The organism is Turicibacter sp. T129, from assembly GCF_025594975.1.
GTDB lineage: Bacteria > Bacillota_I > Bacilli_A > MOL361 > Turicibacteraceae > Turicibacter > Turicibacter bilis.
In genome coordinates, this window is the sequence record NZ_JAMQUU010000065.1 from 14396 (window position 1) to 32079 (window position 17684).

Sequence of the window (17684 nt, forward strand, 5' to 3'; positions counted from 1 at the left end):
AGCGATGAAGAAATTATGTTTAATGTTCGCAGTAGTGCTTACCGTGCTATTAGCTGCATGTGGAGAAATGTCTCAGCAAGACGTTGTTGACAAGCTCACGAGCAACTTAGAAGATGCTAAGTCATATTATGCAACAGGTGTGATGGAAGTTGATAATAATGGCCAAGTGTATCAGTATAATGTTGAGGTAGCTTATCAAAAACCAGAGAATTACAAAGTTACGTTAAAAAATGAAACAACAAACAATGAGCAAATCATACTAAAGAATGACGAAGGTGTCTTTGTATTAACACCTGCGTTAAATAAGCAATTTAAGTTCCAAAGTGATTGGCCATTATCAAGTTCACAAGTTTATTTATATCAATCATTAATGACTGATATTTTAAACGATGCTGAAGTAAAATTTGAATCTGGAGAAGAGAATTATACATTTGAGGCTAAAGCTAATTATCATGGAAATCGTGATTTAGTTTCTCAAAAAATTACGTTTGATAAAAAATCATTAACTCCAGCAGAAGTTTACGTAGTTGATAGTGAGGGAGAACCTCGTATTTCAATGAAATTCTCTTCATTTAATTTTGATGAAAAACTTGCAGATGGATACTTTGATTGTCAACAAACAATGGAGTATTCACAAGAAACAATGGGTGAAGGTGTTATCAATGTGTTAGATGATGAGTTATACCCAGCTTATTTACCGGAAGGAACAACGTTAGTTAATAAACAAGCGATTGACATTGAGGAAGGTCAACGTATTATTATGACATTTAGTGGTGATCAAGATTTCACAATGATTCAAGAGCCTGTTACATATAATGATTCAGTAGGTGTGGAATCTGTTGCAGGTCAACCTGTAATGATTAATGGAACAATTGGTGCGTTAAGTGAAAATTCAATTACATGGGTTGAAGGTGGAGTTGAGTGTTTCTTAGTTTCTGAGACATTGGATACAGAACAATTAGTTTCAGTTGCAGCATCAGTTTCAAATCTTGCTGAAAAATAAGAGATAAAAAAGACGATAACCTTTAATAGTAGATAAAAATTAATAGTAAGAGAAGTAATCTAAGTTAAAGATTGCTTCTCTTTTTTATGTTAGTCAAAAAAATGTAATAGTTGATAAATCAGATTAAATGGATAAAACTTTGATTTTTTATGATCTTACAATTGGAATAATTTAATTTGAGTTGATTAATATAATTTTTATCATCGAATGTAATGATAATTTCACACTTTTCACTTACTATTTGACTATGTCCCAGGAATCGTAATTTTTCAGTATAACGAGTGGGAGATTCTGATAGGATATTAGAAGATATAATGGATTTGGTTATAGTTAAACACAGTAAACTGATGACAATGACTAAAGAGCTTATTATAATCAGTGAGATTATTTTATGATGACTCATCTGCTTCATGGAAACCTCCCCTATCTGAAAAGAAACTCTTTAGTTTATATTAAAAAAACTATGTTTTTCGTGTGTACAAAATGTATTCATTTATGTTAAATTTTAAATAGATATTTTTTCACTATTGGAGAGTGTTAGGATGAGTACAAGATATAAAGTATTAGTGGCGGAAGATGAAGTGAAAATTAGAGAGATTTTAGTGGATTTTTTAACGGATTATTATGAAGTGATTGAAGCTAAAGATGGGGAGGAAGCACTACGTTTATTCCATTCACAACAAATTGATTTAGTGCTCTTGGATTTAATGATGCCAGGAAGAGATGGGTTTTCTGTTTTAAAGGAGATTCGCTCAGTGTCTAAGGTGCCAGTCATGATTTTAACAGCACGCTCTAGTGTGGAAGATCAAGTTAAAGGTTATGATTTAAAAGTGGATGATTATGTTACAAAACCATTTGATAATAAAGTTTTAGTAGCAAAAATCAATCGTCTATTAGCTCGTGTGAATGAAGAAGATGAAGTAGAAACCTATGAGCTTGCTTTTGATGGGTTAGTTGTGAATAAATTATCACGTACGGTTCGTATTGATAATGAATTAATCGATTTTAGACCAAAAGAATTTGATTTATTAGTCTTTTTAATTGAAAATCACCGTATTGCTTTAGATCGTGATCGTATTCTAGATGCGGTATGGGGAATTGATTATTTCGGTGATACCCGAGTCGTGGATACACATATTAAAAAAATCCGTAAAAAATTAGGAACATACGCGAAGTACATTCATACGGTATTTGGAGTTGGATATAAATTTGAGGTGATCTAAAGTTGCGCTTAGCTACCAAGATTTTTTTATTACTTTTTGGCTTGTTTTTTGCAACGATTAGTTTAGACATCGCAGCCCAATATTATTTTTATGATTTTGCTTATCCAAGTTATAAACAAAATCAAATTTATCAGCTCGTTTACGATATAAAAGAAGAAGTCCCCAATTTTGAGCGACACACCAATGACTTTTTTTCGTATATGAATGAGCTTAAAAGCGAGTATTTAGTTCAATACAAGCTTCATAGTTCAAATACTTCGCAGTTAAATTTAGATCGTTTAACTGATAATGATATTTTCTTTGAATCCAAGAATGAAGAAAATGTGACAACATATCACTATTATACGAAGATTACGTTTAAGGGTGGAGAGCAATGGATTATTGAGGTTTCTTATTCTTTGCAGGTCTTAGGGGAAATGTTATCAGTTTTCACGAATTACTATATTTTCATTTTTATGATTCTCGCGATTTTAGTTCTGTTTTTTGCCATTTGGCTGACCGAACATATTACAAAACCGCTACTTCATATGAAGCGGGTAACAGAAAATATAGCAAATATCAATTTTACAGAAAAATGTGAAGTGACATCTGATGATGAATTAAAAGAGCTGGCAACGAATATTAATATAATGAGTGATAATTTAAATAATACGTTAACGAAGTTAAAGGTTGCGAATGAGCGTTTACAAGATGATATTGCACGTGAGCGTGAGTTTGAACAAATGCGTTCAAATTTCTTTTCAACGATTTCTCATGAATTAAAAACACCGTTAACCATTATTAAAGGGATTGCAACACGAGTAAAATCAAAACCTATGTCACAGGATGATGTGAAATTACAGCTAGAATCGATCATTGAAGAGGTTGATCGAATGACGATGATGGTTCAAGATACATTAAATTATATGAAGATGGAAAATCCAGAAGATTTTTTAGAATATAGTAGTTTCAATTTGAAGATGCTGGTTGAGCATTTAAATAAGAAAGTGGAACATCTAATGGGCGAGAAACATCTACATATTCATTTAGATTTAGATGATGTTTATGTTGAGGCAGATTCAGAGCAAATTATGACAGTTGTAACAAACTTATATTCAAATGCAATTCGCTATACTCCAGATGGAGACCATATATATGTGACACTGAAACGTTATGATGATAAAGTTCGATTTGAGATTGAAAATACAGGGATTTTTATTCCAGAAGCTGAAATCGATCGTATTTGGGAACCATTCTATCGTCTTGAAAAGTCACGAAACCGAGATAGTGGGGGAACAGGTCTTGGGTTATTAATTACAAGTAAAATTTTAAAGATGCATCACAGTAAGTATGGAGTCATGAATACTGATCGTGGGGTGAAGTTTTACTTCGATTTAAATATTGATCCAGACTTTGATGAATAAGTAGGGATGTAAAGTAGTCATTTGCTTAGCCAAATGGCTATTTTATTAACTAAATATAGAGTGAGAAAAAGGGGAGAATGACATGAAGATTAAAATTAATAGTCATGCAACAACAGTTAAGCCATCAATTATTAGGGAAATGAAAGTATTAGCTGATAGTTATAAAAATGTGATTGACTTTACGCTAGGGGAACCCCATATATCACACCATACTTATGAAACAATTCATGAGGGATTACATCAACGTATCATGAGAAGCCCAATCGGTTATTCACATCAATACGGCGTTTTAGAATTAAGAGAAGCTATCGCAGAATATTGTCAAACCCATTACAATCAAGATTACGATCCTAAAAGTGAAATTGTTGTAACAACGGGGGTATCGGAGCCAATCAGTGCGGTGCTTAAAACAATTTTAGAAGAAGGTGACGAAGTGATTATCTTCTCACCATCATTCACACTGTATAACAGTAATGTTAAGATGTACGGAGGAAAAGTTGTTTTATATGATATGATTGCCAATGAGATGAAGGTAAAATCAGATGTATTAAGTGAGCTGATTACACCAAAAACAAAAGCGATTCTAGTAAATTCACCTTGTAATCCAACAGGTAAAGTTTTTTCTAAGGAAGATAATGAAGCTATTTATGAATGTATTAAGGATCATCCTATTTTTGTGATTAGTGATGAAATTTATCGTGAGATTGTATTTGATGGAGTTGAATGTCCTTCTTTATCAGATTATCAGGATTTAAGAGATCGTATGTTTATTTTAAATGGAGTTTCTAAATCATTCGCCATGACTGGATGGCGTATTGGTTACGTATTAGGACCAAAAGAATACATTCAGATTGTTGCAGTTGTTCATCAAAACTTTGTAGCTTCAGCTTCAACGATTTCTCAGTATGCGACGTTAGAAGCTTTGAAACATCCAGAATTAACTAAAAACATTTGCTCTCTTTATAAGCGTAATCGTAATTATGTATATGAACAATTAAAACCATATTTTAAACAGGTTGTTTTACCAGAAGGTGCTTTTTATTTATACCTAGATGCTAGTAATTATGGCTTAAGTTCATATGAGTTCGCTATTGAATTATTAAAAGAACAACGAGTAGCACTTGTTCCGAGTGTTGCATTTGAAGCGCAGGATTCTGGATATGTTCGTTTGTCTTATTGTTGTGATTTTGAAGTTTTAAAAGAAGGAATTGCCCGTATACAAAATTTTAGAAAAAGTTTGTAAAATGATAACTAAGCTAACTATTTATGATAAAATACTGTCAGAATTTATATCTATTGAGTTTAGATGATTATAGCTTCTATAGATAGTCTGTGTCCATCATGTTTTAAGGCATTAACTTGGATGTAGATCATGTCAATGATGAATCTGCTTCTATATAGAAGACTTGAAAATGGAGAGAATTCAAGTTGATAATCTATTGAAATGAAGCATCTTAAACGATAGATTAAGAAATGCTTAGTTGAAAGAGAGATGGCAATGAAAAAAAATAATAAAGGATATAGTTATCGTCCAAATCAGCGTAGAAAAAGAATCAGAATTAATAAGATACGATTTACCATCTTTGTTCTTAGTTGCTTGACTATTCTTTTTGGGATTGGTTTTGGAATTAAAGCATTACTGACAGATAAAGTAGAAGTAAATATCGGACTGACGGATGATTTAAATCCGGTTGAGGGAGAGAGCATGTATAAATTATCATTAACATGGGAATCCTTAGCTGCCGATAAGTATAAAGATATTCAAATTACAGTAAATGATAAGAAATATGTGTTAGAATCGGGTTCAAATAAGTTTGAGGTTGAATTAACTGAACCAAATGAAGCTTATGAGGTAACATTTAAAGCGAAGAAGAAGGGGCTAGTTTTTTCAAATACAGTCAAAAAGGTTATTAATACATTTTCAGATAATGATACGTTAGAACAATCGGTCTCTAATTTAAAGATTGAAAATGATATCTTATCATTTGAACATGAAATTCAAAAAAATTCGAACATAGAATTTAATACACAATCAATAATGTATGAGGCCGTTGATTTAGTTAATCAAATCAGTTCGCAAGGAAGAACAGAAATCATCAGTCAAAATCAGGATTCCGTTATTCTTGAGGTCTCAATTCCAATGGAGAAGTTCAAGGATAGTCCAACGGTTTCAATAAAGATGGATACTATCGTTAATAAACTTCTTTTGTCAACGTCAGTTAAAGATACAGATCTTCAAGTGAATCAAGTAAATGTTGAACCATTTAATTTGGTATTTGAGAAACAGGATTTGATTTTGATTAACAATAATTTAGAACATTATAATTATGCCGACCATGATTTTTATGCGGAATCACTTCATTTAAAATTAGATTTAAAAGAGGAGATTTCAACGTATCAACTCGTTAATTCCTCAGGACGTGTTGTTGTGGATGAGCCTTATTTATCTCAAGGAAATCAAGGGATTGAGTTATCCCATTTAGCGGAGGATCAATATATTATAAAAATTAATAATCTACCCGTATATGTGACTGACTCTTTATGTGAAACGTGGTATACCGTTACGAGAAATGAAAAGGCTAATCAAGTGACACTTCAACCAAAAAATGGTCAGTTATCGCTTAAAATCGAGAAAGTAGATGAGTTACCTGAGAATGTTTATGATATTTTGATTGATCCAGGACATGGTGGTTTAGACGGTGGAACAGTGGCGGGTGATTTAACGGAGGCAGAGGAAGCGCTCAAGTTATCGAAGTATCTTGCAAAGCGTTTAGAGGATCATGGATTAAAGGTCAAATTAACGCGTACCGATGATTTAGATCCGGCGGGTCCAGGAAATTTTGATTATGGGAAATCTCCCTTCTTTGATGAAGGTCGTGTGGAACAAGTTTATCGTTATCAAACAAAATATATGTTATCGAATCATTTAAACTCTTTTGATAAGTCGTTAGAAGGGTTTGAGATTTATAGTTCAGTTGTTGCCGATAATGATTGGGCTTCAAGAATCGCAACTAGTTTAACAAAGGCTGGACAAGATCCTCGTGATGCTGAAAAAAATGAGTTTAGAGTATCAGAAGGATCGTATAAGAAGTATTATTTATGTACAGGAACAACTTATGAAATTGAATATGGTTGTGCTAGTGATTATATGGATTTTTTATATATCATTCGTGAGACGGGTGGTCGTCTTTCGCAGTCTTCAGCACTATTAGATTATAATGAGAATTACACAATGATTCCGAATTATGGTGCAGAAACAATTTTAATTGAGTATGCTTATTTAGATAATTCAAAAGATTATAAAGAGTGGATTGAAAATTGGCAAGCGTGGGGAGAAGCAGTTGTTAAGGCAACTGTCGAATATCTAGGTATTAAATATCAAAAGTAAAAAGAGTGGTTAATCCACTCTTTTTACTTTATGTAAGTCCTTTCGAAGTTTTTCACAACGTAAAAACTTTGAGGGGCCTACCAACGGTAAATAAATTTTGTTTGAAAACGGTAGGTTACTCAAGCTCTAGTAGTCGAGGAAAGTTACGAGTTCATTAACTCACTCCGTAGCGGAGGCAACCCATCCTCTAGCAGTTAATGAACTAAGACTGATTAGAAATTGTAAAATATACTTCTGTTTCTGTGTAAAAGGTGATAAATCATTTATATTAAGTTGTCTAAAATTAAAATGTTAAAACATCATAAATACAAGCTAACGTAGTATTCGTAAAATTTTTTCATGTAAACGGTGACTACTTTTTATACATTATAGATAGAATATACACTTTTTGGGGGAGCAAAATAAAAATAAGTTGAATGGAATTTGGTGAAACTGATGGTATATAAGTCACAGAATTTTTTAAAAGTGTCTCTGAATAATAATGGATACAAAATGTATTTTATGTTATCATATTGTTTAGATTTTTAACATTTTATATTAGTAGAAACTCATTAAAAAGGAGAGGAAATAATGGAAAATCCAAAGAAAGTATTAATATTAACTGCTCCTTTTGGTAGCGGACACTTACAAGTCTCTAGTTCATTAACGGAGGAATTTTTAAAGCATAATAATGTGGTTGTTGAAGAATATGATTTATACTCTGAAGAATTTCCGACCCTATCTAAAACTTTACAAAAAGCATATTTAAAAACTTATAAACCGATTGGAAAAGATGTTTATCGTATGCTTTATTACGGATCAAGCTATGCAGTTCATGATTCATTCCAAGCTAAGATATTAAAACCATACTTAGAATTTGGAATTCGTTCATTACGTAATAAGATTCGTTCGTTTGAACCAGATGCAATTATTAGTGTCTTTCCAGTGACTTCTTTATATACGTTAGAGGAAAAGGGATTTAAAATTCCTATTTATACGGTGATTACAGATTATTATGCGAGTGGATTATGGCTATATAAAGGGGCTCGTCGTCATTATGTAGCTAATAATCGTATGGTTGCTTGGGGAGTCGCAAATGGGCTTACTCAAAATCAATTTATGTTAACAGGAATTCCGATTCACGGGAAATTTTATAAAGAGTTAAATCGTCAAGAGCTATACAGAAAATATGATTTAGATCCAGCTAAACGAACAGTGTTAGTAGCTGCTGGAGCACATGGTGTTGTCTCACATGTAGATGATATTGCCGAACGTTTAGCTTCACAACCTGAAATTCAAGTCGTAGTGGTATGTGGGAATAACACGAAGTTATATGACCAAATAGTCCAATTGTCAAAAGATTATCATAATTTAAAGGTGCTAGGATATTGTACGGAAATGCATGAGTTATTGGAAATTGCAGACTTAATGGTGACAAAACCAGGTGGGATTTCATTAACGGAGGCAGCGGTTAAAGGTGTTCCAGTTATTTTATACAATCCAGTATATGGACAAGAACTTGAAAATGCTAAATACTTCTCAGATAAAAATGCAGCAGTCATTGTTTCAAGTGAGTCAGAATTGATTTATCATGTGTTAATTATTTTAAATGAAGAAGGACTTCTTGATGAGATGAAAAATAATATTAAGCAATTATCTCGTGAATATTCTGCAAAAACAATTGTTGAGGATGTGTTAAAAGATAGTGATGAATATTACAAGCAGTAGTTATAAAGTGTTAAAATTAACACACTTAAAAGCTCAAGATTATGAAGTAGCGATTCAAACACCGAATCAACATGTTGTTTTATTGCCTGTTCATGAGGAATTAGTTTTAAAGTTCCGTCTGGTTGAAGGTAAAGAATTAGATGAATGTCAAATTACAGAACTAAATGGAAAGCTAGATTTAGGGCGTGCTTATCAATATGCTCTAAATTTATTATCTCGAAAATCTTATACGACAGCACAAATTTATGAGAAACTAGAGGCTAAAGAGTATGAGATTGAAATTATCCAAGAAGTTTTAAAACGTTTAGTTGATGTGGGATTATTGAATGATGAACAATATACCAGTTCTTATATTAATCATCAGGTGATTATGGGAAAGAAAGGTCCTAATAAAGTCAAACAAGAATTGTTACAAAAAGGAATTTCTGATCGTTTGATTAATCAATACATGCCAGTTTATGAAGAAGAAATACAGATTGAGCATGCAACAAAACTTGCTAATCAGGTCATTCGTATGAATACAAAATACGGGCCTCACTTTATTAAACAAAAGATTTGTCAACATTTAATGACCAAAGGATTTAATCGATCTGTCATTGACAAGGCAATTGAAAATATTAAACTTGTAGAAGATAGTGAGGAAGAGAACCCAATTTTGGTTAAGGAAATTGAAAAACTTTATCGTAAGCATCACCGTCTTATGGGATATGAGAAAAAGACAAAAGTGGTTCAGTCGCTAATGCGAAAGGGATTTAGCTACGATGATATTTCAACTGTTTATGAACGTATTTGTGAAGAGTTAGAAGATGAATAATAAGAGAGGGGCTCTTTAGGGCCTCTTTTCAATTCGATAGAAGGAGAATTTTTAATGTCACAACCAATCTATTTGAAAGTTAAGCAATTAATTGAAGACGATATTAAACAGCTAGTTCCTAATGCAATGATTCAATCAGAACGAGATTTAGCTATTAAATATGAAGTATCTCGAATGACAGCTAGAAAAGCTATTGAAGCACTAATAAGAGAAGGTAAATTATATCGTAAGGATAAGGTTGGAACTTTTGTAGCTGATGATAAGCTACATGAACCGGTTGCAGAGTTAGTTGGATTCACTTCAGAAATTAGTAGTAAAGGGATGCGGCCTCATACAAAGGTTGTGAATTATGAAATTATTGAAGCTGACGAACGGATAGCTAAGCATCTAGAAATTAAAGTGAATGATCGTGTTCATAGTTTATTAAGGCTGCGAATGGCAGATGATAGACCAATGACGCTTGAGCATACTTATATTCCATTATCGGTTGTGAAAGAATTACCAGAGTCAGTGATTCATAGTTCAATTTATGCGTTTCTGGATCAAGAATTGAATGTTAAAATTGCTTCTGGTTCTCAGATGGTTTCGGCTATCAAAGCAGATGAACAGGTATCGGAATTATTAGAACTGCCATTGCATGATCCACTCATTTATTTAGAGTTAACGTCTATTTTAATGAATGGCCAAGTGCTTGAATTTGTTGAGACTTATGCAAATCCTCAAAATTACAAGGTCATGATTCACTCACGTCGAAAATGGTAATAATAAGAAAAAATCAATATCAGAGTTGACAAATATATGACTAAGAGCTAAAATGACACTGTAAATTGAATTCATTTAATAAATCTTCGAGGCAGGGTGTAAGTCCCTACCGGCGGTATAGCCCGCAAGCCGTATGGTTGATCTGGTTAAATTCCAGAGCCGACAGTTATAGTCTGGATGGGAGAAGATTCGTTTTTGATATACTCTTTTTTAGATATATCTCACGAAGATTTATTAACGTGAGATCTTTTTGCATTTCACAAAAAGTTTTTATTTACAAAAATATCTTAATTTAGGAGGAGAGTATATGAATAACTCTAAAAATTTATTAAGTAACACAAAAAGTCTTGTTTTATTAGGAGTTTTTATTGCGTTAGGGGCTATTTTAATGTTAATTGAAATCCCTTATCCACCCGTTCCATTTTTAAAATTTGATTTAAGTGAGTTAATTGTTTTATTAACAGTTGAGGTATTTGGGTTAGTTCCGGCTATTATTGTCGCGGCTGCTAAATCAATTGTAAATATTATGTTAGGAATGAGTGCAACACCTATGCATATTGGATCCATTACAGCATTCATTGCCTCAACAACAATGGCTTGTTTATACGTACTTGTAAAAAAATATCTTTCTGGAACTACAGTCGTAAACAAATCATTACGTTTTTTATTAGTGATTACTGGATTTTCTTCTATTTTAACACTTTGTAACTACTTATTTATTACACCAATTTACTTCGGTGGATTATGGTTTACAGATGTAATTGGTTGGGCAACGCTAGAATCATTTATTCCAGGATTACCATTTGATTTAGGATATGGAGCGGCGATTGCATTTGTTTATCTCCCATTCAATGCAATTAAAGGATTACTTGTTTTAGGTATATATGAAATGATTGCACCGCGCTTATTAGTCGCACTTCAAAAGATTTTAAAAAACCTGAAATTATCACCAGTGGTGTCAGAATAAAACAAATTATGATGTAATTTAGGGAGGAGGTGTTTACCTCCTCTTTTTTTGATATAATGAATGATATAAGAAATAGTAAAGTTTTCACATAGCATAAAGTTATTATTGCTACAGATAGCTTATATGTCTAACGTTTAAATTCTTGAACTTTTTCGTAGTTGATGTAAATTATTTATCAAATTTTATATAGAGACTAATAAAAATCGAAGGGGAATCAGATGAAAAAGATTATATATGTTATTTTATTTATCTTAGTATCTATCGGTTTATATCGCCATGTAAATGAATTGACATTAGGTTCAGAAAAAGTGTTACATGTATGGGTGAGCAGTGAAGAATACGAAGTGTTAAAAGATTTGAATCCAAGATTTGAATCAATGTACGATGTAGATGTACAGATGAAAATTGTCACATCTGAACAAGTTCTCTCTACACTTCCTTTGTATATTACTTCATCTGAATCCCCTGATATTATTACAGCTTCCCACACATTGATTTCGGATTTAGTTGCGATGAATGCCATTAGTCCAATTAGTGAAGTGTTTGAAACATTCAATATACTACCCACTGTTAAATCAGGATTTAAGGTAAAAGGTGAGTACTATGGGATTCCATATAATGCTCAAACAGATATTCTATTTTATAATAAAGAAATATTTGAAGATGGTATTAGCTCCTTTGCTCAATTAAATGATTATACCGATGTATCTTTAGCGATTGATTATCAGAGTATTTATCATGTTAATCCATTTATTACTGGATTTGGAGGATACACGGTTGGGATTGATAATTTTGGTGATACGAATTTTTATGATATTGGACTAAACAAGGAAGAATCGATACAAGGGCTAACCGCTATGCTTCATTTGCTTGATAAGAAACTTCTTTACAATGATGAGTTTGATGTATATCAGTCATTTATTAATCATATAACTGATTTAATGATTGCACCGGCATCTTTAATTCCGTCTTTAGAGACGGTTTATCCCAATTTAGGATATCAAGCGATTCCGAACTTTGTCGAGGAAATTTTGCCGTATACTTATATGAGGATTGATACGTATCAAGTGACACGTTTGAGTCAAGATAAAGAGTTAGCTATTGAGTACTTAAAATTCTTGTTAACTGATGAGGTTGCAGCAGCTCGTTATGAAATGAATCGTGCAATTGCCCCTGTAGATTATGAGAATTTGATTTCACAGGATGCTTATTATACGGTGATAAAAAAACAATTACACCGTTCAGTGCCTCTTCCGAATCAAGTTGAATTTAGTTATGTTTATTTACCATTTCAGCAAGCTGCACAACAATTTTTAATGATGCCTGATCGGATTCAATCCATTATGGATGAGGCTGTTGGTTGTATTAATGATGAATTAGAAAGTGTCATTCAATAAAGAGTAGGATTAAATATTCCTGCTTTTTTTATTTAAATAGGTAATCGGTTTTAGGAAGTTGTTCATTGTGTTTCTAGGTAAGGGTAGATATAATAAGAGTATGACTTGAAGCGCTTTAATTAGTGTTATGAAAAGGGGGATATATTTATGGAGAAAAAATGGTGGCATCGTTCAGTCGTGTATCAGATTTATCCAAGAAGTTTTAAAGATACGAGTGGAAATGGTGTAGGAGATTTAAGAGGAATTATTGAGAAATTAGATTATTTAAAAGAGCTTGGGATTGATGTGATTTGGCTATCCCCCGTTTATAAATCACCGATGGATGATAATGGGTACGATATTTCTGATTATCAAGATATCGCACCGGAGTTCGGAACGATGGCAGATATGGATGAATTAATTGAAGAAGCAAATGCTCGTGGGATTCGCTTGGTGATGGATTTAGTTGTTAATCATACAAGTGATGAACATCCTTGGTTTTTAGAGGCAAAAAAATCAAAAGATAATCCATATCGTGATTATTATATTTGGCGTGATCCTGCAGAAGATGGTGGAGTACCAAACGATTTAGGCTCAACGTTCTCAGGGCCAGCCTGGGAATATGATGAGACAACAGGTCAGTATTATTTCCATTTATTTAGTAAACGTCAACCAGATTTAAACTGGGAAAATCCAAAAGTACGAGAAGAAGTTCATCAAATGATGAATTTTTGGCTTGAAAAGGGCATTGGTGGCTTCCGTATGGATGTAATAGATTTAATTGGAAAAGAGGTTGATCGTAAGATTACAGGAAATGGTCCACAACTTCATCCATTTTTACAAGAGATGAATCATAAGTCTTTTGGAAATTATGATGTATTAACTGTTGGTGAAACATGGGGAGCAACCCCTGAAATTGCGAAATTATACTCTGATCCAAAACGTCATGAGTTATCGATGGTTTTCCAATTTGAACATGCCTCTATTGACTGGGATCCACAAGAAGGAAAATGGCGTCCAACAACATTTGATTTTATCAAATTTAAAGAAATTATGAGTAAATGGCAAACATCCTTGAATGGTGAAGGTTGGAATTCATTGTTTTGGAATAATCACGATTTACCACGTATTGTTTCTCGTTGGGGAAATGATAAAGAATATCGTGTGGAAACCGCTAAAATGTTTGCCTCAATCTTACATTTAATGCAAGGAACGCCTTATATTTATCAAGGTGAAGAAATTGGGATGACGAATGTTCATTTCGAATCACTTGATCAATATAACGATATTGAGACATTACAATTTTATCGAGATAATTTGAAAAAAGGTTATACACATGAGCAGATGATGGATGCTATTTGGAAAAATGGCCGTGATAATGCGCGTACACCAATGCAATGGGATGGATCAGAACATGCCGGATTTACAACAGGTCAACCTTGGCTACAAGTTAATCCAAACTATGAATCAATTAATGTATCTAATGCATTAGATAATAAAGATTCTATTTTCTATCATTATAAGAAATTAATTGATTTACGAAAAAATAGTGAATATAGTGATACGATTATTTATGGAGAATATAAGTTATTACTACCAGATGATGAGCAAATTTTTGCTTATATTCGTGAAGATGAGAACTATAAATTATTATTAGTGGCAAACTTCAGTGAAGAAGAGGTAACAAGAGCTATTGAAGGAGAAGTGAATCAAGTGATTCTGTCAAATTATGATGCAACAGATTATAATCTTTCATCTCTTAAATTACGACCTTATGAAACAGTAATCTTTGAATTAAAAAAATAATGACTAAAAGGCACCGTTTTTGTTGAAGCGGTGCCTTTTTTTGCAATGAGTCAAAAAACAACAATTGGAAGCGGATACAAAAAGTAAAATAAAAAATATGAAGAATTCGGAACATTTTTATGGAAAAAAGGTATAAAATCTGATAAAATCATTCATTTATGCTTATTTTGGGAACAAATTCTCTTTTAGGACACATTTTGGACATAATTATATGGAACAATTAAAGTAAGAACAGAGAGAATGATATAAAGTAAAACAAATTTATAGATTCTAAACAGTCACCAAGACTAGAAAGCTACTTTATTACAACTAGTAATAAAGCATGGAGGTCGTAATGATATGAAGAAAAAAATTGTAGGAGTATTAATCGCTACGATGATGTTAACAGGGAATCATCAAAAAGTAGCAGAGGCATCGCCATTAGCAACACAGAATGTTGTTTATCGAGTATATATAGATGATGAAGTGGTAGGACTTATCACAGATAAAGAAGAATATGAAGAATTTGTAGTTCAACAGAAAAAAGAGTTATCGAAGCAATATCCTGAACAAGTGGTTATTAAGTCACCGACAAATGTTCGTCTAGAAGAAGAGGTAACTTTATTACCACTTACGACAATTGATAATCAAGCTGTTTTAAAAACGGTAGCTAAGAAAGCAAATTTCCAAGCATCGGCTTATAAGATTTCAATTGATGAATCAACCTTTGTTGTACAAGATGCTAATGTTGTTTCTAATACATTATTAGAATTAATGGTTTATTATACAGGTGAAGAGGATATACAGAAGATTATGGATATTGAAAATCCAATTGAACCTTTAATGGAATCAGGATCTCAATATATTGGGGCTAAAGTGGTAGAAGCAGTTAAAGTTGATACAGCTTATGCTAATCCAGATGAAATTTTAACACCAGAAGAGACACGTCGCATGGTATTATACGGTGAAGCTAAACCAAAAGAAACTGTCATTTTTGATGAAGATTCATCATTGTGGTACATCGCTAATGACCATGGAATGACTGAAGAAGAGTTGATTTTATTAAATCCTCAGGTTAAAGGTTTAAAGTGGTCAGAGCTATTAGGAATGGAGTTAGATGTCACGCCATTAAATCCAATGATTACTGTTGAAACAGAAAAAGAAAAAGTAGATATTTCAACAATTGCTTATGAAACAGAGTATATTGATGATGATACGATGGTCAAAGGACAAACGAAGATTCAACAAGAAGGTCAAAATGGTGAGTCTTTAAAACGTACAAAAATTGTTTATGAAAATGGCTCACAAGCTTCATTAGAAGTTGTTGAAGAAAAACAATTATCAGAACCTGTGAACAAGGTTGTTGTGCGTGGAACAAAAGTTGTCTCAGGTGTTGGAAATGGAAGTTGGGTTTGGCCAACAACAAATCGTAGTGTCACATGTGGATATTTATGTTATAGTGGTCATTATGCCATCGATATTCAAGCTTATATTGGACAACCAGTTTATGCAGCTGACAATGGAGTTGTTGTAAGTGCCGGATATAGTGGTGCATATGGTTATAATATTTTAATTAACCATAAAAATGGATATTACACACGATATGCACATTTAAACTCTTTAAGTGTATCAGCAGGTGATACGGTTCAAGGCGGTCAAACAATTGGAGAAGCTGGAAATACCGGAAATTCAACGGGACCTCATTTACATTTCGAGATTCGTACGAATACAGGTAGCCAACCAAGTTATGCACCAAATCCATTAGATTTTTATTAATTAAAAGCATGAAACCTCTAGCGATTAGTATACTATAAAGTATACTCGGTTAGAGGTTTATTTTTTTATCGTTGTTTTTGTAGTGAAATTGTATAAACCCAGTCGACTTATTGACAAATAACTATGAACTTGATATATTAATCTACATACAAAAATAGTAAATTATAGGAGTGTGAATTGTTTTGGACCCGTCCATGTATTACTTAATACTTGTTATCATGATTATTTTATCAGCATTCTTTAGTGCTTCTGAGACTGCTTTTTCGAGCGTAAACTTAATTCGTTTACGTCAATATGCGGAAGATGGTCGTCCAGGTGCTAAAAAAGCGCTGAATGTAGCCGAGCGATTTGATGAAGTTTTATTAGCTATCTTAATTGGAAATAATATTGTTAACTTAGCATCAGCGTCACTGGCAACCATTGTAGCAACGGAGGTTTTACACTTAGGTGCATCTGGTGCCCCAATTGCCACAGCTGTTATGACTATACTTATTATTATCTTTGGTGAAATCTTACCTAAATCATATGCCAAAGAAAATTCAGAGTCTTTAGCCTTAGCTATCGGGACAATTTATTATTATATGATTATTATTATGAAGCCTTTAATTAAGATCTTTATGGTTTTAAAAGACTTTGTTGCTAAGTTATATCGTAAAAAAGATGATGAACCATCAGTCACTGAGGATGAATTAAACGTAATCATTGATACAATGGAAGAAGAGGGGGTATTACAGCAAGATGAGGTTGAGATGCTTCAAAGTGTCCTAGATTTAAGTGAAACTTTTGTTAAGGATATTATGACACCTCGAGTTGATGTCATTGCTGTAGACGTTCACGATTCTACTGAACATATTAAAAATGTCTTTTTAGAAGAAAAGTATTCGCGTATCCCTGTTTATGATGAATCACGAGATAATATTGTAGGAATTTTATATGAGCGTGATTTATTCTCTGCTATTATTGAAAGAGGATCGACTGAAGATATCGTGATTGCAGATATTATGCGTGATCCGATGTATGTTTCATATACAATGCGTGTTTCTGACTTATTAACTCGTCTACAATTAGAAAAGCAACATTTAGCGATTGTTGCAGATGAATATGGTGGAACTGCTGGACTTGTCACAATGGAAGACGTTCTTGAAGAAGTTGTTGGTGAAATTTATGATGAGCATGATGAGGAAGAACAGTTCTTTACTAAGAAAAGTGATACGTTATATGAAGTAAAAGCAGACATCGAATTAGATGAATTATTTGATATTATGGGTATTGATTTAGATATTCCGGAAGATGCTTATTCATTAGGAAGTTGGATGTACTCAAAAATTGAAGATATCCCGGATATCGGTGATATGTATCAATATCATAATTTAGTTTTCACCATTATTGAAGTGGAAGATCGCCGTATTAAACGCGTTAAAATTGAAGTTATGGATTCATCAGAAACGGAAACTGAATAATTTAGGCTCTTTGTCAACTG

General features: G+C 32.8%; 13 protein-coding genes and 1 riboswitch. All 13 genes read left to right on the top strand.

The window, feature by feature from the left end; all coding sequences use genetic code 11:
- Positions 1-4: 4 nt before the first annotated feature.
- The 13 genes from NEH75_RS10750 to NEH75_RS10810 all read left to right on the top strand — a co-directional run bounded on the left by NEH75_RS10750 (position 5) and on the right by NEH75_RS10810 (position 17664).
- Positions 5-1003: a LolA family protein gene (locus tag NEH75_RS10750; protein ID WP_055275964.1), complete on the top strand. Its 999-nt coding sequence runs from the start codon at positions 5-7 to the stop codon at positions 1001-1003.
- 542 nt (positions 1004-1545) lie between these two features.
- Positions 1546-2226, top strand: a complete 681-nt coding sequence (locus NEH75_RS10755; protein ID WP_055241320.1) for a response regulator transcription factor — start codon at positions 1546-1548, stop codon at positions 2224-2226.
- Positions 2227-2228: 2 nt separating this feature from the next.
- The gene (locus tag NEH75_RS10760) at positions 2229-3629 is read left to right on the top strand and encodes a sensor histidine kinase (protein ID WP_055241317.1); all 1401 of its coding nucleotides are present in this window, start codon (positions 2229-2231) and stop codon (positions 3627-3629) included.
- Between the two features lie 82 nt (positions 3630-3711).
- Positions 3712-4872, top strand: a complete 1161-nt coding sequence (locus tag NEH75_RS10765) for a pyridoxal phosphate-dependent aminotransferase (RefSeq protein ID WP_262948866.1) — start codon at positions 3712-3714, stop codon at positions 4870-4872.
- A 255-nt stretch (positions 4873-5127) separates the two neighbouring features.
- Positions 5128-7017, top strand: coding sequence for an N-acetylmuramoyl-L-alanine amidase (locus NEH75_RS10770; RefSeq protein WP_262948867.1), 1890 nt, complete (start codon positions 5128-5130; stop codon positions 7015-7017).
- Between the two features lie 570 nt (positions 7018-7587).
- Entirely contained in the window at positions 7588-8724 is a 1137-nt protein-coding gene (locus NEH75_RS10775) for an MGDG synthase family glycosyltransferase (RefSeq protein WP_055241311.1), read from the top strand.
- Positions 8705-9538, top strand: a complete 834-nt coding sequence (locus NEH75_RS10780) for a RecX family transcriptional regulator (RefSeq protein WP_262948869.1) — start codon at positions 8705-8707, stop codon at positions 9536-9538. The genes NEH75_RS10775 and NEH75_RS10780 overlap by 20 nt, the downstream gene beginning before the upstream one ends.
- Positions 9539-9592: 54 nt before the next feature.
- Entirely contained in the window at positions 9593-10300 is a 708-nt protein-coding gene (locus NEH75_RS10785; protein WP_055304806.1) for a GntR family transcriptional regulator, read from the top strand.
- A 78-nt stretch (positions 10301-10378) separates the two neighbouring features.
- A riboswitch (FMN riboswitch) is annotated at positions 10379-10493 on the top strand.
- Positions 10494-10607: 114 nt separating this feature from the next.
- On the top strand, positions 10608-11267 hold the full coding sequence (locus tag NEH75_RS10790) for an ECF transporter S component (RefSeq protein ID WP_055241307.1): 660 nt from the start codon (positions 10608-10610) through the stop codon (positions 11265-11267).
- Between the two features lie 218 nt (positions 11268-11485).
- The gene (locus NEH75_RS10795; RefSeq protein WP_055304808.1) at positions 11486-12664 is read left to right on the top strand and encodes an extracellular solute-binding protein; all 1179 of its coding nucleotides are present in this window, start codon (positions 11486-11488) and stop codon (positions 12662-12664) included.
- Positions 12665-12811: 147 nt separating this feature from the next.
- On the top strand, positions 12812-14449 hold the full coding sequence (locus tag NEH75_RS10800) for a glycoside hydrolase family 13 protein (RefSeq protein ID WP_055241302.1): 1638 nt from the start codon (positions 12812-12814) through the stop codon (positions 14447-14449).
- 339 nt (positions 14450-14788) lie between these two features.
- Positions 14789-16204, top strand: a complete 1416-nt coding sequence (locus NEH75_RS10805; protein ID WP_262948868.1) for a M23 family metallopeptidase — start codon at positions 14789-14791, stop codon at positions 16202-16204.
- Between the two features lie 182 nt (positions 16205-16386).
- Positions 16387-17664: a hemolysin family protein gene (locus NEH75_RS10810; protein ID WP_055304810.1), complete on the top strand. Its 1278-nt coding sequence runs from the start codon at positions 16387-16389 to the stop codon at positions 17662-17664.
- Positions 17665-17684 lie beyond the last annotated feature (20 nt).